Origin of the sequence: Micavibrio aeruginosavorus EPB (assembly GCF_000348745.1) — a bacterium.
GTDB classification, from domain to species: Bacteria; Pseudomonadota; Alphaproteobacteria; order Micavibrionales; family Micavibrionaceae; genus Micavibrio; species Micavibrio aeruginosavorus_A.
Genome location: NC_020812.1, coordinates 1,195,811 through 1,214,193, shown reverse-complemented (window position 1 = coordinate 1,214,193; position 18,383 = coordinate 1,195,811). Strand labels below are relative to the sequence as shown.

The following is an 18,383-nucleotide window of genomic DNA, read 5'->3' as shown; positions in this document are numbered from 1 at the left end:
TCATGGCGTGCAGTGTATCGAAAAAACTGGAAACCATATGCGCGGAACTTGGGGCACGCTTAACGGTTCCACGGTGTGACGTTTTTTCGGTGATTGCCAAAGCCGATAAACCGGTTGGGGCTTATGACATTCTGCGCCTGATGCCGGAGGGTACAAAGCCACCCACGGTTTATCGGGCCTTGGAATTTCTTGAATCTGTTCATCTGATCCACCGGATTGAGAGCCTGAACGCTTATGTTTTGTGCTGTGACGGACATGGGCATGAACACAGCGCGCAATTTGCCATATGCCAATCCTGTGGCGATGTGCAGGAAATGCAGATTCCAGCCCTTGAAAAGATCCTCAAAGACTCACATTTTAAAGGGGTTGGTTTTAAACCCCTCGCCACCTCCATGGAAATCCGTGGCGTGTGCATGAAATGTGATGATCATAATGCCCCACCTGTTTGACCCGCTGACGATTAAATCCGTTACCCTGCGCAACCGCATTGGCGTTTCGCCCATGTGCCAATATTCGTCGGTGGATGGCCATGCCAATGACTGGCATCTGGCGCATCTGGCCACGCGCGCAATTGGTGGCGTGGGGTTGGTGATTGCCGAAGCCACGGGCGTAACACCGGAAGGGCGCATTACCCCGTCTTGTGCCGGATTGTGGAAGGATAGCCAGATCGAACCGCTGGCCCGCATCAACGCGATGATTAAACGCCATGGTGCCATACCCGGCATTCAAATTGCCCACGCCGGACGCAAGGCCAGTTCCGCCGTTCCATGGGACGGCGGTCATCATCTGGGTAATAACGAAGGCGGATGGGATGTTGTTGGCCCCACCAACGACGCCTTTGGCGGTCATCAGAACAAAATTCCCCACGCACTCAATCATGCGGAAATCACCACTATTGTAAATGCGTTCCGTGATTCCGCCGCGCGTGCGGTTACGGCCGGATATGAATGGCTGGAAATTCATGCGGCGCATGGGTATTTGCTGCATTCTTTCCTCTCGCCCCTGACCAACACGCGCGACGATCAATATGGCGGATCGTTTGACAATCGTTGCCGCGCGTTGATGGAGGTTGTGGCCGCCGTTCAAACCGCATGGCCCGACCATTTGCCCCTGACCGTTCGCATTTCCGCGAGCGACTGGGTTGAAGGCGGTTGGACCGTTGAAGATTCCGTCGCCCTGGCCAAAAAATTAAAATCCGCCGGGATTGATCTGGTCGATTGTTCATCGGGCGGTCTGCGGTCCGGTCATGCGCAACATTATCCGGTTGGGCCAGGATATCAGGTTCCTTTGGCCGACGCCGTCCGGAACAAGGGCGGCATAATGTCCGCTGCCGTTGGGTTGATCACAACGCCAGAGCAGGCCGACGCAATCATACGCGAAGGCAAAGCCGACCTGATCCTGATGGGGCGCGAATTATTGCGCAATCCTTATTGGCCGGTCAATGCCGCAAAAACGCTGGGCCACGCCGACGCGGTCAGTTTGCCCGTTCAATACGCCCGCGCGTAATACCCCCTTTAAAAACTGGTTTGGCGGTCCTATGCTGGCGCATAGAAGGAGTCTTCCGCCATGTCCGCACCCGTCGCCGCGTCGGCCACCCCTAAATGGTGGCATCTTTATATCCCTAAATTGTTCGTCGTTCTGCGACAGGAATACCGCGCGGCGGATTTGCGTGATGATGTGCTTGCGGGGCTGACTGTGGCCATCGTGGCCTTGCCGTTGGCCATGGCATTGGGTATTGCCTCCGGCACCACGCCGGACAAAGGGTTGATTACCCTGATCGTTGCCGGCTTCCTGATTTCCGCCCTGGGCGGCAGCCGGTTTCAGATTGGTGGTCCCACTGGGGCGTTCGTTGTTGTTATTTACAATGTCATTGAAAAATTTGGATATGACGGATTGGTTATCGCCACATTGATGGCCGGGGCCATTCTGGTTGTTGCTGGATTGGCGCGGCTGGGCACATGGATTAAATATATTCCGCAACCCGTGATCACCGGTTTTACGGCCGGTATTGCCGTGATCATCTTCACCAGCCAGATCAAAGATCTGCTGGGGTTACAGATGGATCATGTCCCGGGTGAGTTTTTTGAGAAAGTCGCAGCGTTCTGGCACGCGCGCGACACAATGATGCAGGGCAGTGTTCTGATTGCCGGGCTCGGCCTTGCCACCATTATCGGCCTGCGCCGGTTTGCGCCGAAAATTCCGGGTTTTTTGGTTGCTGTCGTTCTGGCTTCTGCCCTTGTCTATTTCACAAAAATGGATGTGCCGACCATCGGTTCTGTCTTTGGCGGCATTCCCAATACCATCCCCGCACCGTCATGGCCCGATGGGATTACGGCGGCCCGTGTAACAGAATTGATCCCCTCTGCCCTGACCATTGCCTTTCTGGCGGGGGTTGAATCCCTGTTGTCTGCCGTTGTGGCCGATGGCATGACCGGGCGGCGGCATAAATCGAATTGTGAATTGGTGGGGCAAGGTGTTGCCAACTGCGCCAGCGCGTTGTTCGGCGGCATGCCCGCGACCGGTGCCATTGCCCGCACGGCCACCAACATCCGGTCCGGCGCAAAATCGCCCATATCCGGTATGTTGCACGCCATTTTTGTACTGGGCTTTATCCTGTTTCTGGCACCGCTGGCGTCGTACATTCCGCTGGCCGTGCTGGCCTCGGTCCTTGTTATCGTCGCCTGGAACATGAGCGAACATGAAAAATTCATTCACCTGCTGAAATCCCCATGGGGGGATAAGGCCGTGTTGCTGATCACCTTTGCCCTGACCGTTGCGGTGGATTTAACCGTGGCGATTGAGGTGGGCGTGATCATGGCGGCCATATTGTTTATGGTGCGCATGACCCATGCCTTTGAAATGCAGACGCATATTACGCTGGTTGAATCCGATGTGGCCGATCTGGTTCGCCATGAAGATCAACATTACGATATGCGATCCCATTTGCCGCATGGTGTCGAGGCTTACCAACTGCGTGGGCCATTATTCTTTGGCGTTTCATCCCGTCTTCTGGATGTTCTGGACCAGATGATTGTGAAGCCAAAAATATTCATCCTGCGCATGGGACAGGTGCCGATGATTGATTCCAGCGGTGAAACTGCGCTGGAGGAATTTATCCGTCGCTGTCATCGCGCCAATATCCGCGTGATTTTGACGGGGATCCAGCCAGAACCCATGAAAATCATGGTCCGCATGAAACTGTTCCAGCATTACCCGGACCTGATCCTGACGCATAATTTTGCCGAAGGCGTTAAACGGGCATCGGACCTGATAAACGCGAATACAGGTGATTGATCATTCCGCCGCGATGGGGGCAGCATCCGTATTGGCTGCGTGCGTCCATTTCCGGCTGGACAAATACGTGTACACGGTGGGAATGACGTAAAGCGTAAACAACGTTCCCACCAACAACCCGCCGACAATGACCCATCCGATGGATTGACGGCTTTCCGCCCCGGCCCCGCTGGCCAGCGCTAAAGGCAATGCCCCCAGAACCATGGCGCCCGTCGTCATCAAAATCGGGCGTAGACGCTGGATGGCCGCATCAACAACCGCCTCGGCCCGGCGTTTCCCTGCTTCTTGTGCCTGGTTGGCAAATTCGACGATTAAAATACCGTGCTTGGTAATCAATCCAATCAGCGTCACAAGACCAATCTGGCTATACACGTTCAATGTCCCATTGGTGAAATACAACGCCAACAATGCCCCGGTCATGGATAATGGAACGGTCAGCATGATGATGAACGGATCGCGGAAACTTTCAAACTGTGCCGCCAAAACCAGATAGATAAAGAACAGCGCCAGCACAAAGGTAACGTACAGGCTGGAACTGCTTTCCTTAAACTCACGCGATATGCCGTTGTAATCCAGTTGCGCACTGGCGGGCAGAACGTCGTTTGCGGCCTTTTCAATTACGGCCAGCGCTTCGCCCAATGTATATCCGTCATTGACGTTGGCGGTAATCGTAACCGCCCGCAATTTATTGAAGTGATTAAGCTCACGCGGCGCGACGGATTCCTGAACGGTGATTAGGTTGGATAATGGCACCATATCGCCGCCCTGCCCCCGGACGTAGATATTCGTAATATCCTGCGGGTTTTTACGATCCACGTCGGCCACTTGCAAAATTACATCATATTGTTTGCCTTCGCGTTTAAACCGTGTCACCTGCCGCCCGCCCAGCATGGTTTCCATGGTGCGCCCCAATGTCGCGGCATCAATCCCCAGATCGGCGGATTTGTCACGATCAACATCCACACGCAATTGCGGTTTATTCAGTTTCAGGTCGGTTTCAATCCCTGACATCGACGGATGGTCGGCAACGCGATCAATAATCTGTTCCGCCAGCGCGTTGATTTCCTGATACGTATCCGTTGACATCACAACAACCTGAACCGGCTTTGTCCCGGCCCGTTGCCCCAATGATGGTGGATTGGTTGGAAACGCCATGACACCGGGAATTTGGCGCATTTTCGGGGCCAGTTCGGCGGCCATGTCCTGTTGCGACCGATCCCGATCCGCCCAATCTTCCATCCGGATAAACATGCGTCCGTTGGATACTTGCGGGAACCCGACAACGGCAAAAACGCGATTAACTTCCGGCAACGTATTGGCCAGTTCTTCCATCTGCCGGACATAGCGATCGGTATATTCAATCGATGCCCCTTCGGGGGCCGACGCAATTGCTACGATATTGCCGCGGTCCTCGGTTGGGGACAATTCCGACGGGATTTGCGTGAACAACCACCCCGCCAGCCCGGCCACAGCCAAGCCCACAACAATCACCAGAGGACGTACATTTAAAACGGCCTCAAGTGATCTTTTATAAGCATTGGTCAAACCATTGAGAAGGTTTTCCGAGAACCGGTAAAACCAGCTGTGCTTTTCTTCATGCTTTAACATGCGCGAACACATCATCGGCGTCAGGGTCAGGGCCACAAACCCGGAAACCAGAACGGCCCCCGCCAAAGTGAGCGCAAATTCAGTAAACAGCCGCCCGGTTCGCCCCTCCATAAAACCAATCGGTGCATATACGGTCGCCAGTGTAATGGTCATGGCGACAATGGCGAAAACGATTTCCTTGCTGCCCTGCATCGCCGCCTCGATGGGCTTTTTTCCCATTTCAATATGGCGATAAATATTCTCCAGCATAACAATCGCATCATCCACCACCAGGCCGATGGCCAAAACCATGGCCAGCAGGGTCAGCGTGTTGATGGAGAACCCAAACACATACATCATCGCCATGGCCCCAATCAGGGACACGGGGATGGTCACCAATGGAATAATCGTCGCCCGACCAGTGCGCAGGAAGAAAAACACGACCAAGGCGACCAAAACCACGGCTTCACCAATGGTGTGGTAAACGGCCTTGATGGACTCCTCGATAAAAATTGATGAATCATAGGCAATGGCCACGCGCATGCCTTCGGGCAATTGCGTTTCCAGTTCAGGCAACAGGGTGCGCAGCGCTTGGGAAACCTCCAACGGGTTGGCGACAGATTGTTTGACAATACCAATCGCCACCGCGCTTTCACCGTTGAAACGGGTGATGCGGCGTTCATCTTCCGGCCCCAATTCCACCCGCGCCACATCGCGCAAGCGCACGAGATAACCGCTATCCTGTCGCAGGATCATGTTTTCAAATTGCTGCACGGTGCGCAGGTCGGTTTCACTTAAAACCGTATATTCCCGCTCAACGCTTTCAATACGTCCGGCCGGAATTTCAATATTCTGCTGGCGCAGGGCATTTTCAACATCCTGAACCGTGATATTATACGCCGCCAACCGTGCCCGATCCAACCACAGGCGCATGGAATAACGGCGTTCCCCCAGAATATTGGCCTCAGCCACACCGGGGATGATTTGCAAACGATCCTTCACATTACGATCGACGTAATCGGACACATCCAACGAACTCATGCGATCGCTGGAAAATGCCAGATAGATGATGGGCTGGGCGTCGGCCTCAACCTTTGCAATCACGGGTTCATCAACATCATCGGGCAAATCGTTGCGCGCCCGGCTGACACGGTCACGGACATCGTTGGCGGCCACGTCAACATCGCGGTCGACCTGAAACGTCACGGTGATCTGGCTGCGTTCTTCCCGGCTGACCGAGGTGATGTATTGAATACCTTCAATCCCGGACAGGGAATCTTCCAAGGGCTGGGTAATCTGGCTTTCGATAATTTCTGCCGACGCCCCGCCATAAGTGGTGGATACCGTTACGATGGGTTCGTCAATGTTCGGATATTCCCGGACCGTCAAACGGTCATAAGAGATCAAGCCAATCAGGACGAGCATCAGGCTCATCACCGTGGCAAAAACCGGACGATTAATACACAATGCGGGCAGGTTCATAACTTATTCCCCTGCGGCAGCGTTGGTGGGAATAATCGTTACTGACGAATTCGGACGAATTTTCATTTGTCCGGCGGTCACAACCATGTCGCTGGCGCTCAAACCTTCGGTAATTTCGACCATGCCATTACGACGCAATCCGGTTTGAACGGTGACCAGAACAGGTTTGTTATCAACAATGGTATAAACGGCCTGTTGGTTGCCCTGCGGCCACAAGGCCTGTTCCGGGATCATCAGGGCATTATCACGATTTTCAACGATCAAATTAACCCTGGCAAACAACCCTGGTCGCAAAATCATTTCATCATTATCCAACCGCGCACGCAGAATAATGCTACGACCAGATTCATCAATGCGCGGATTGACGGCAAACACTTCACCATCAAAAACCTGTCCCGCAAACGCATCCACACGGACATTGATTTTTTGCCCCTGGCGCAGGGACCCCAAATACACCTCGGGAATGCGAAAATCGACTTTCAGAACATCAATTTTTTCAATATTGGTCAGGGACTGCCCCGGCGTGACGTAATCCCCGACACTGACATTGCGCAATCCGGCAACACCATTAAACGGGGCTTTGATATCCATTTTATCCAGGCGCGCCTTGGCCAAATCGACACGTGCCTTGTCCGCATTCATCGCCGACAGCGCTTCGTCACGCGCACGCTCTGTTCCGCTCCCGCTTTTGAACAAGCGTTCTGCCCGGCTATGGTTGGCAACGCTCAAAGCCAACGCGGCCTCCGCCTCTGCCAGCTCAGCCGCATTGACGGCCGCGTCCAACTTGATCAAGGACTGGCCGATCGTTACCGCCTCGCCTTCGTTAAACGAAATTTCACTGACACGCCCGGCCAGTTCGGGACTGAGGACTACAGATTCATCCGAGATCAATGTGCCAACAGCTTCAATTGTCCGATTGATCGACCCGATGGTTGGGGCCTCTGCCTCCACGGCAACGGCCTGCATAGCCCCATTGCCAGCAGCCACAGGGCCTTGCTCAGGCTTGGTAATATATTCATTTACAAAATAGGCCGACGTAACAGCCGCCACCAGCAAAACAGAAACAACAGCAAAAACAGCCTTTTTTGCAGACATCAGACATCCGGCTCTAAAAATGTTAAACGCGAAACGTATAAAACGCGACTGGCGGTGCGCCATACACAGGCACTCCGCCAGTCATTTATAACCCGGAATAGAAAAATCAAGCAGTGTTTAATCAGAAAACGCAGTGTTATCGCAATTAAATCACCAGTTTAACGCAGAACCGTCTGCGACATAGGCCACCGCTTTGTTGCCTTTGTCGTTATACATCAATTTGTCAAAACACACGGACCCCGCCATGGCAATTCCGCGACCAAAGCGATTGCCAGCATGAACCGGGTCGATTTTTAAATGATCACGCCAGTTGAATCCTTCACCCTGGTCACTCACAACAACATAAACGCCACCGTCTTTGCGTGTCAGCGTGACTTCAACAGCCTTGCTGGCAAATCGTGGATCGCTCAGGCGCTGTTCAATTTCCCGACGCAGCGCACCACTTTGGCTCAATTCTGCTTTAGCCGGCCCGCCAATCTCTAGATTTCCGTGCTCAATGGCATTGAACAAAAGCGCCTCAATACCCTGTAACACACGCTCAGGTTCTGGGAAACATTCGGACAGAAAGGCGGCCAAAACTTTGGCCTCCTCTGGCGTACGGACATTAAACTGCGCACTCTGCAACATGCCAAACCCAGCCGTTGAATTTGTACGGGCCTGCTTGTTCGTACTGTGTGTTTCAAAGGTTCGCATAGCCGACCGTAGCGTTACACGCAACATATCAATATTAATCGGCTTGGTCAGGTAATGGAATACACCGGAACCTATGCCTTCTTCGATCTCTTCCGGACTTTTCGCACTGGTTTGCATGACAACGGGAATGTCACGCAGACGCGGATTATCCTTAATTTTCTGCATCACTGTCATACCGTCAATGTGCGGCATGATCCGGTCCAGCAGGATCGCGCCAAACGCATCGGGCGAATGTTGCAAAATGGTCAGAGCCTCATGCCCATCGCTGGCCAAAACAGTGCGATACCCCATGGCCTGTACCTGATGGTCCAAGAATTTTAATGAAATACGATCATCATCAACGATCAGGACAGAACGCGTAGCGCTTGGTGCACTTGCTGCATCTTCCAGATCCTGTAGAGTCATTCCCATGATTGCGTCTCCTGTTTTCTACGATTAACGCTCAGAAAAAGCGGTCATCAGTGATGTATGGATCGGTTTCATCAGATATTGCATAACGGTTTTACGGCCCGTCACAATATCCGCCATCACGGTCATACCCGGGATGATCTTGTTACTTTCCTGACCTTTGCCACCAACGAAGTTGCGGTCTAATGCCACGTGGCCGCGGTAAAAACGCTCGCCTCGTTCACCAACAAAAGTCGTCGGGGACAAGTAGGTTAATTTACCCGGTACAGCACCATAGCGAGAGAAATCATAAGAACTGACCTTCACTTGCACGTCCTGGCCCAAGGTCAGGTGACCGGCATATTGGGGCGGAATCCGAATTTCGACCAACAGATCGTCATTCACCGGGACAATTTCCATCAAGGATTGGCCGGGTCCAACGACGGCGCCAATCGTATTGACACTCAGCCCCTTGACCAAACCATCAACAGGCGCAGTCACTTCCAACCGATTGCGACGATTTTGCAAACGATCTGTAACTTCCGCATTTTGCTTGATCTCATTTTCCAACGCGTTCAATCGTTGATATGCATCATCACGGTTGCGTGCCTCCAGCGATTGCAGACGACCTTGATATTCCTGCAACGTGGCCTTGGCTTCTTCAATCTGGCTGTTGACCTGACTGCGTTCACCTTTCAGCGTGTTCAGTTCCTGTTCCGTTTGCAGGAAGCTGATGTGGGAAATATATCCGTTGCGGTATAATCCCTGACGGCGATCATACATATCCTGCGCCAGCTTCAAATTCTGGCCAATCGCCGCCTGCCGTGCCTGCAGGGATTTGATACTCTGTTCTTTCTGCGCGACCTGATCCTGTAAAATCTTGCGTTCTTTTAAACGGGATTCGGCCGTGCTTTTGAAAACATTCTGTTGCTCTGTGATCATTTCCGGTGGAACATCACCCAATTTCGAAAAATCCGGGTCGCGGCCATCAACAAAGGCCTGCAACAATTCCTTCTGCGCGGCCAAATACGTACCATGGGTGAGCGCCCGGTTTAAATCTTCCTGCACACCGGTTTCTTCCAAAACCAATAAAGTTTGCCCGGCTTTGACAACATCGCCATCTTTGACGTTGATGTCCTTGATAATTCCGCCTTCTAAATGCTGGACAACTTTCTGCATCCCGGCGGGAATAATCTCACCCGGCGTCCGGGCAATTTCATTGACGTTGGTCAAGCTGGCCCACACGATAAATGCGCCAATGCACAGCGCAATTGCACCGGATGTCAGACGGATCAGGCGGGGGTTGATTTCCTCCTCCAACCGTACGGACTGGGCCAGAAAGCGCAGTTGTGGCTGTTGAATGGTAGATTTTTTCATCACTGATTTATCCATCATGGTTCCCTCCTCGGTTACCATTGCATTTTTTTCAAACGTTCCATCATGATCGGACCCGCCCCTGCCTGTGGCTGTAAACCACGACGCAGCAGAACAATCGTATCCGCCATTTCAAGATAGTCACGGCGATAGGTCACCATGAAAACGGTCTGGTGGCCATGTGCGCGAATAATGGTTTCGTGCAGAAACTGGCCAGCTTCATCATTCAGAAGCGAGTTCGGCAATTCATCAATCAGCAGGATCGGGGCTTCGTGCAGATAGGCACGGACCAGACCCAGGCGGATCGCCATGGCGGATGGCAGGCTGATTGCATCGGGACCTTGGCCAATCTTGGTGTTCAGGCCGCTGTGCAAATTCTGTACATCGCCCAGAATGCCCGCCTGTTCCAAAGCCATATTGATCTCCTTATCCGTCGCCAGCGGGTTGGCAAAACGGATATTGTCGGCAATTGAACCATAGAAAAATTCAGGCGTTTGCGGAACGTAGGCAATGTTACGGCGCAAATCACCGTAATCCAGCTGGCGAATGTCAAATCCGTCGATCCGGATACTGCCGGCCTGCGGAATGTACATTTTCTTGATCAGTTTCAGGACCGAGGTTTTCCCGGCACCATTTTCACCCGTAATGGCGCAGATTTCGCCCGGTTTAACGTCAAAAGTCAGACCCGCAAAAACCGGATTTTGGTCTTGCTCATATTTCAGGCCAGCATTGATGAAGGTCACACGGCCACGCATATGGCCCGGGCGGGCAGAATTACGGTTGGCCTGATCTTCTGTATCAATATCAACCAGGGTGTTAATCTGGCGTATGCTGTTACGCAATTGTTCGAGACGCGGAACCATTGTGCACAGGCTGTAGAACGGCGTCAGAACACGCCAGACCAGGATCATGCTGGCCACCAACGCGCCGGTGGTCATGACGCCATCCCAGATCAGGTGCGTGCCGAAATACACAACGGCAACGGCCGACAAAATTGTAATAGCATGGCCCAGCGTTTCGCCGATATTCCCGGCCCAGGCCAGTTTAAACTGCGCCATGGCTTCGCGTCCGGACAGATCACGGAATTTTTCAACCCAGATATTTTGCAGACCGTTGGCGCGAATATCTTCCAGCTTGTCAAACGTATCCAATGCAAATTGCTGGCGCGCCGAACTGGCTTTTGCGGCCAGACGGATGACCACCCTCACGCGCTGCCACGTGATATAGGCCAGTGCGGCGTATAGGACCATCATAAACACAGGCACCAACGCCAACGGACCCGCAATAAATGCAATAGCCAAAAGGGCAATCAGCATAAACGGCATTTCCAGAACCGACAGGAAAGCAGAACCGGAAAAGAAATCCCGGACAGATTCAAATGTTTTGATACGGGCCACTTGTGACGGGATCGGGGCCCGTTCGATATAAGACGGCGACAAATTCATCAAATGTTCAAAAATCCGGTTGCTGACAATATTGTCCAACCGCCCACCCAGCCATGACAGACCATGGGACCGAATGGTCCGCAACATCCATTCCGCCGCGATCGCAATCATCACGCCAGCGGTCAACATTGGTAATGTTTCCAACGCGTGTGCCGATACAACGCGATCATAAACCATCATAATGAATAACGGCGTAGACAGCGCAATCAGGTTTAATACAATTCCGGTCGCCAAAATCTGCCAGATCGTCCCGGAAAAGCGTGTCAGCAATGCCCGGAACCAGCTATGGCCCGTGCCCTTGCGCATAAATTTCGATGTATATTCAAACGATTCATCATACGGCGTAAATTTGATAGCTTTGCCGTTTATTCCACCACGTTTACCGTTTGTATCCTTCATGCGATGCTGTTCGCCGTCGTAAATACGACTGCCTGGTAAAATAACGAACGGCATTTCCATTTCGCCGTCAGGAACAAACAGGCATGGCTTCACACGATCATCGACATTATTGATGGACGTTTCAAACGTGCTGGCCCGGAAACCCAAATTGGCCATCGTATTCATAAAATCAACACGGTCCATTTGACGTTCCGGAGCGGACAACGATTCCGCAATACGGTGGAATTTAATATCCGGATCAATGGCCAGCAACGTCATGCACAATGACCGTTCCCATGGCCCCTGGTGCACACCGCGATTTTGTCCGGACCATGTTGTTTCCTGCAAACGCTGCATTAAACCATCCAGCGCGGCAATCTCCGACGTCGATTTGATCTGCCCGTCGTTAATATCGCTGTACCGGGTTTTTGACCGCTGTGGCGCGGCCATCATGCCTGTGATTTTCGAAGCCGATGTCATGCGCGTAACTCCAAATCATAAAGTGATGTGTGTTCATCCATTTGCGGGATCAGCCCATTGACGTCCAAACGGTAATGCCGATCGCACAGAGATGTCATATTGCGGTCATCGCTGACGACGATGATGGCGGCCTTGTGTTTCAAACGACCCAACATGGCGTGCACGGCACGGTATCCATCACGGTCCAGGTTACGGTCGGCATCGTCGAACAAAATCACTTTCGGGTGCCCCGCCAAAGCACGGGCAATCGCAATACGTTGGCGTAAACCTGGGGGAAGAACGTCATTTTCCGTGCCTTCAACCCACGTATCAAACCCCTTTGGCAGGCCAGCAACATCACGGTCGATCCCAAGCATGGCTGTCACAGCCCGCACATCGGATTCCGGCACCATGCCGAACCGGGTCAAATTGTCGCGAATGCGTCCACGGAATAACGTGCCTTTGGTCGGAATATATCCAATGTGGCTCAACAAATGGCCATCGGGAAACACGGATGGGTGAATGCCATCAACCAGAACTTCACCTTCCTGCGGACGATAAAGACCGACAATCAACTTCAGCAGAGCCGTTTTACCAGCACCATGTGCACCGGAAATCCGGATCGCCTGCCCCGGGTGCAGGGCCAAATCAACATCGCGGAACAACCACGGCGATGCATCCGTATAACGAAATCCAACAGAGCGCAGCTCAACGATACCCAGGGACATCGGCGTTTCCGCATCTTGGTCACGGGCAACTTGCGGCATGTGCAATAATGTATTGATTTTATCGCGCGCAACCTGAAAGTCCTGATACCGGATCCACAGGCTCAGAACTTTCTGGGCCGGTAACATCAAACGACCTGAGAGCAGAATAGCGGCAATCATACCGCCGGACGACATACGCCCGGTTACCACCATCCATGCCCCACCCGCAATCACCGCGGCCACGATCAGGCTGGCAAAAACATTGGCACTGTTAAAAGATTTGGCCGTTTCTTCGGTTACGGCATAGTTGGCCAGTGTCGTATTATATTGAATTTTTTCATAGCGGCGCTGAAAGACCTTCTCCAGCGCAAAGGATTTCAGTGTGTGAATGCCCTGTAACGTTTCAATCAGGAAGTTATAACGTGCATCGTCATCTTCCTCGCGGTCATGCAGAGCCGTTTTCAAACGTACGCCGTGAAAAATCGACGATACGATAAACAGCGTAAGAATAGTAATCGGGATCAGAACCAAACCACCTGCAATATAAACAATTGCGGCCAAATAAACCGGAATGAACAACGCATCAATGAAAGTCACCAGAATACTGCCATTCTGGAAATCTTTAATTTTTCCGACTGCCGACAAGCGGTTTAACGCTTCCCCTGTTCCCATCTGGTTCACAGCCGCAAGCTCCGCATTCATCATCTGGCGAATGGCAGCAACGGATGTACGGTGTTCAAAGGATGCAGAACTCCACCCCATGACATAGGCCCGGCCCATGCGCAGGACGGTTTCCAGCATAATCGCCACCAGAATACCGGCGATCAGGACGGGTAATGTTCCCCCATCCGGGTTCGGCAAAATCCGGTCATAAACCTGCAACGTCAGGAACGGCAGAGCCAAAGACAGAATATTGATGCACAATGTTGGAATAACCAACGTGCTGATGGCATAGCGCCCAGGAAACAGGCCTGCCTGAATATCGAGTGAATCGCGCATGCGAATCCTCCGCCGATTGATGAATTTTGAGATACTTCAGTTACACACGTTTTACTTAGCCAAAGAGGCCGCCGAGCAATCCGCCACCGGACGATTCCTCGCCGCCGCCCAGAACGCCGCCCAGCATTCCAAGACCATCGGCCACAATACCCTCGGGTTCCGGCAACAGGCCGCCGCCAAGGGCGCCGTCCAGCAAACCACCACCCAAGGCACCATCCAGCAGACCGTCGCCGATGCTGGCTTCGGGCCACAGGCCGCCACCATCACCACCAAGATCACCCAGAAGGTCACCACCAAGCAGATCACCCGCCAGACCAGCAATATCAGCATCAACGCCACTATCCTGATCCGGTTCCGGGTTAAACAGGTCGATTTCCAGATCGATTGCGTTTTCGATTGTTCCCAGCAGATCGTCGGTAATACCACCGATATTCCCACTGGTCAGATCATCAACGACATCTTCGATATCAACGCCGATATCCACATCACCGATGATGTTTTCAACCGGGTCCAAAACGGCATCAACCGCAATATCATCCATGCCGCCCAGATTCAGGCCTGTATTGATGCCCAAATCTGTATCCGCATCACCGGATTCCGGGTCTGGATTATTCAGCAATCCGCCCAATAATCCGTCGTCACCGGCCAGGCCACCCAGCAAGCCATCGTCGCCAATGATGCCTCCCACCGGGTCATCGCCACCAATATCGCCACCAAGAAGATCACCGAGCAGATCACCACCCAGACCGTCACCAAGGTCGCCGCCGATGACATCATCAACGATACCGCCAGCACCACCATCAAGCAGGTCGCCCAGCAAGTCGCCACCCAGGCCATCGCCCAGATCGCCACCCAAAATATCTTCGACAACACCGCCGACGCCATCCGCGCCACCGAGCAGATCATCCAACGGGCTATCATCCAGCAGATCGCCACCAATACCGCCGATCAGGCCGTCATCACCGATGACACCATCGACAATATTGTCCAGCCCGCCGTTATCACCACCAGCCAGCAGGTCACCGAGGGCATCACCAACATGGCCCGTGATTCCTTCATCACCGCCCAGCAAGTCACCGCCCAATGCATTTTCAAGAATATCGCCAACAGGGCCGTCATCGCCCAAGAGGCCATCTGTCAGATCATCCAGACCTGTGCCTTCCAGCAATGTGCCTCCGGCAAGATCTCCGATAATGCCACCGACGCCATCTTCACCACCTGTCAGATCGCCAAGCAATCCATCCAGCGGTGTATCACCCAGAGCCTCCGTCACGGCATCGCTCAAACCACCCGTGACATCACCCAGAACATCGCCGACCGGATCCAGCAAGCCATCACCGAGCGTTTCATTCAGCGTTTCGGTCAAACCGCCGGCCGTTTCCAGCACACCGCCGGTCAAATCGTTATCCAGCAGGCCACCCGTAACGTTTTGCAGTGGATCGCCAACGGATTCGCTCAAAGCCTCCAGCAAACCGGTGGTAATTCCATTGACACCATCGGACAACGGGGCTGTTGCATCCAGAATTGGATCCAGCAACGGAGCCAAAGGTTCCGTCAATGCATTGGTGGACAATAATGTTGTATCCAGATCGGGTAAAATATCACCCGCCGTGATCAAACCGAGTGTCAGATCCGGAATATCCAGCGCCGATCCGGTCAACAAGCCATCAATCACGCCATCAACATCCAAACCGATATCAATGTCACCCAGCAATCCTTCCACCACATCCAGCGGAACGTCGATTGCCAGATTGCTCAGGATATCAAGCCCTTCCAATCCAAGCCCCAGAGCATCCAGGCCCAGATCAACAAACAGGTCACGATCCCCTTCTGTGCTGCCAAGCAATCCATCCAGCAGATCGATTACATTCACGGGCAACATGTCGCCCAACAATGTATCAAGGATCGGGTTCACATCATCAATAATGCCACCCAACAGATCTTCAACCGGATCCAAAACCGGGCCCAACTCCACTGGGATCAGCTCAATTCCACCGATCACAGAGTCAATAATAACGGAAGGATCAGGCAAAATGCCGTCATCAAAATCCAGGACATCGCCCAGAATGGCATCAATATCGATATCAATGTCACCCAAGACATATTCCAGCGGGTCCAGATTGGCATCCAGATCAACATCAATGATGTCCGAATCCACATCCGTGGTTAGGTCAACGTCACCATCCGGGCCCGGGGGCGGCGGATTATCTGGTGGATCGCCATCATCCCCATCATCGCCATCATCACCGTCGTCGCCATCATCACCATCATCGCCGTCTTCACCATCATTGCCATCAAGGCCATTTTCGGCAGTTTGAATGTTATTGAACGTTTCACCACCGCCATTGGTGTCATAAAAAGATGCACCCAACGCGCCGACATTGGATGCGTAATTGCCTTCGCCGCCACCACCGCCGCCATTGAGCAACGGATCATTGGCACCTTGCGGGTTCACCAAAAAGGCCAGGGCGGAATCCGCGTCATCACCGCCAAATCCCGGGATCGCCCCGGCCCCGGCGGCATCACCGCCAGCACCGGCCTGATTCCCGGCCAAACCCGGAACATCATCAAACAAATCTGTAATGGATTTATTGCTGAACGGATCGCTGGTCATCGCCGCATCATTGGTTTGCTGCGTTTGCGCAATCATGTAATTGAGGTTACCGGAACCAGACAACCCCTCGGTCACACCATCAATATCATCAGCCGCATACAAATCCGCCTTCAGCGCAGACGCGGGTATATCGGATTGAAATTCAAAAAAACTATTATCCGCGCCTAATGCCGGTTCGGGATTGTTGGCAGTTGTAATTGTGGTATCGCTTGCCATTTTTACGCCCCTGGTTTCAAACTCAAAACGAATGATCTCAGGGTGAGGCTTGCAACCGCTGTGCCAGCATTCAAACTTGGGGTTTTCTATGGTTTAGACATACAACTATGCCAAGGCGTGTGCAGGATGCGATGAATCATTCCGATCTTGCATCCGTGAAATCCTTAAAATGCTGGATAGTTTTTTATAAGGCCACAATGTGCCTGCATTTATGCCGTCTTTTCGCCGGCTTTCGCCACATTCGCGTTTTGCTCTGCAGTTTTCACGCCTTCCGCAATTTGCTTGCGTTGATAAACCAGCGACAAGAAGTCCGCGGTTATCAATGCGGCAACGTCGCTGGCTGTTTTTGTTTGCGTGAAAATTTTGGCTTTGTATGCCACATGGCCCAGATCACTGGTTTTCAGGCTGATCTGTGGGTCGGCATCGGGTAAATCCACACCGCTTTTGCGTTCTACACGGCGAATATATTTCTGTGCGTCTTCACGCCCCGGCGCGGTGTGCTTCTCGATCACCTCACGGAACAAGGGCAATAAAATTGCCGGATCATCGGTGTTGGCCGGAACCGTCACGGACAAATCCTGAAACATGTAGTTTTTAGAAAAATTGGCGTTTTCAACTGTTGCGGTGAACAATTTACCGTTCGGGATGGCAATAACCTTGCCCGTGAACTGGTATCCGGTCTGGCCCGCCTCAATTTCCTGCACCTTGGTTGTAAAGGCATCAATATCCATGACCTCGCCACGGACATTATCAATGATCACCCAGTCGCCCACTTTATAAGGTTGCGTGCTCACCCGGAACAACGACCCCATCAGACACAGGATCATTTCCTTGGTTGCAACGACCAAAGCCACGGCAAAAGCGGTAATAGACAGGGCAAAGGTATGAATCTGGGTGGACCAGATCATCATCAACCCGATCAGAACCAGAACCCACGCCCCGTTACGGATGCGGTTGATCCAGCGACGTTGTTCCTTGCTCAAAATCTCGGACTGGCGGCGGATCACCCGGATCAACAATGTGCGCGCAACAAAAACGCCCGCTATAAAAATAGCGGAGGTTACAAGCTCATAGGCCCAGGCTGGTATTGTTTCCATGATGTGCTCTGTTTACCGTCGAAATGGTTTTCTTATTGTTGAGCCACAGAAAACCATGAAATTGTGCAATCAATATGGCGGCGCACCATCCAAAAACGCATGGCACCCCTCTCTATAAGTGCATGCCAACCCTACCCCAGCCTTACAGCCGGGTGGCCAGAGCCCCCTCAACGGTTTTTTGCAACTGATCGAAATCCACCGGTTTGCCCAGATAGGCGTAGGGTTTCAGGTCAACAACCTCATCCCGGTCCCGCTGATCGTTCAGGGCGGTCAGGAAAATAAAGGGGACATCCCGATATTGCGGGAACACGCCCCGGATCCGGGCCAGAAGCTCGCTCCCGCTCATGGAGGGCATCATGCGGTCACAGATAATCAAATCGGGTTCATGCACCTGCAATAATTCCAGCCCTTCACTCCCGTTTTCGGCGGCCACGACCTTGTACCCCTGCATGGATAATTCATCCTGCAACAGGGCGACCAAATCGCGTTCGTCCTCAACCACCAGAATGGTGCCACGGGACCGGGATGGAAAAGATGAAAAGGAACCAGATGGCAT

At 52.8% G+C, this 18,383-nt stretch carries 12 protein-coding genes; 3 read left to right on the top strand and 9 right to left on the bottom strand.

The genetic code is table 11. From position 1 onward, the window contains the following. The first annotated feature begins 2 nt into the window (after nt 1-2). From A11S_RS05650 to A11S_RS05640, 3 genes are read left to right on the top strand one after another with little or no spacing between them, the layout of a single operon-like run. Entirely contained in the window at nt 3-449 is a 447-nt protein-coding gene (locus A11S_RS05650) for a Fur family transcriptional regulator (protein ID WP_015467534.1), read from the top strand. Next, nucleotides 433-1,506: an NADH:flavin oxidoreductase/NADH oxidase gene (locus A11S_RS05645; RefSeq protein ID WP_015467533.1), complete on the top strand. Its 1,074-nt coding sequence runs from the start codon at nt 433-435 to the stop codon at nt 1,504-1,506. Before A11S_RS05650 ends, A11S_RS05645 begins: the two co-directional genes overlap by 17 nt. Nucleotides 1,507-1,566: 60 nt before the next feature. Continuing rightward, nucleotides 1,567-3,294: a SulP family inorganic anion transporter gene (locus tag A11S_RS05640; RefSeq protein ID WP_015467532.1), complete on the top strand. Its 1,728-nt coding sequence runs from the start codon at nt 1,567-1,569 to the stop codon at nt 3,292-3,294. On the opposite strand, the gene A11S_RS05635 is transcribed toward A11S_RS05640, so the two are convergent. The 9 genes from A11S_RS05635 to A11S_RS05595 all read right to left on the bottom strand — a co-directional run bounded on the left by A11S_RS05635 (nt 3,295) and on the right by A11S_RS05595 (nt 18,383). Beyond that, nucleotides 3,295-6,363 carry an efflux RND transporter permease subunit gene (locus A11S_RS05635; RefSeq protein WP_015467531.1) on the bottom strand — a complete coding sequence of 1,023 codons (3,069 nt, stop codon included), beginning with the start codon at nt 6,361-6,363 and terminating at the stop codon, nt 3,295-3,297. It abuts the gene before it with no gap. Nucleotides 6,364-6,366: 3 nt separating this feature from the next. After that, the gene (locus A11S_RS05630; RefSeq protein WP_041802512.1) at nt 6,367-7,458 is read right to left on the bottom strand and encodes an efflux RND transporter periplasmic adaptor subunit; all 1,092 of its coding nucleotides are present in this window, start codon (nt 7,456-7,458) and stop codon (nt 6,367-6,369) included. A gap of 150 nt (nt 7,459-7,608) precedes the next feature. Further along, on the bottom strand, nt 7,609-8,562 hold the full coding sequence (locus tag A11S_RS05625; RefSeq protein ID WP_015467528.1) for a response regulator: 954 nt from the start codon (nt 8,560-8,562) through the stop codon (nt 7,609-7,611). Between the two features lie 24 nt (nt 8,563-8,586). Continuing rightward, nucleotides 8,587-9,933: an HlyD family type I secretion periplasmic adaptor subunit gene (locus A11S_RS05620; RefSeq protein WP_015467527.1), complete on the bottom strand. Its 1,347-nt coding sequence runs from the start codon at nt 9,931-9,933 to the stop codon at nt 8,587-8,589. A 14-nt stretch (nt 9,934-9,947) separates the two neighbouring features. Continuing rightward, nucleotides 9,948-12,215: a peptidase domain-containing ABC transporter gene (locus A11S_RS05615; protein ID WP_015467526.1), complete on the bottom strand. Its 2,268-nt coding sequence runs from the start codon at nt 12,213-12,215 to the stop codon at nt 9,948-9,950. Next, nucleotides 12,212-13,900, bottom strand: a complete 1,689-nt coding sequence (locus A11S_RS05610; RefSeq protein WP_015467525.1) for a peptidase domain-containing ABC transporter — start codon at nt 13,898-13,900, stop codon at nt 12,212-12,214. Before A11S_RS05610 ends, A11S_RS05615 begins: the two co-directional genes overlap by 4 nt. A gap of 55 nt (nt 13,901-13,955) precedes the next feature. Then, a complete protein-coding gene (locus tag A11S_RS05605; RefSeq protein WP_015467524.1) occupies nt 13,956-16,730 on the bottom strand; it encodes a hypothetical protein in 2,775 nt (924 codons plus the stop codon). A 209-nt stretch (nt 16,731-16,939) separates the two neighbouring features. Further along, nucleotides 16,940-17,827 carry a mechanosensitive ion channel family protein gene (locus A11S_RS05600; RefSeq protein WP_015467523.1) on the bottom strand — a complete coding sequence of 296 codons (888 nt, stop codon included), beginning with the start codon at nt 17,825-17,827 and terminating at the stop codon, nt 16,940-16,942. Nucleotides 17,828-17,969: 142 nt separating this feature from the next. Continuing rightward, complete coding sequence (locus tag A11S_RS05595; protein ID WP_015467521.1) at nt 17,970-18,383, bottom strand: response regulator; 414 nt, start codon at nt 18,381-18,383, stop codon at nt 17,970-17,972.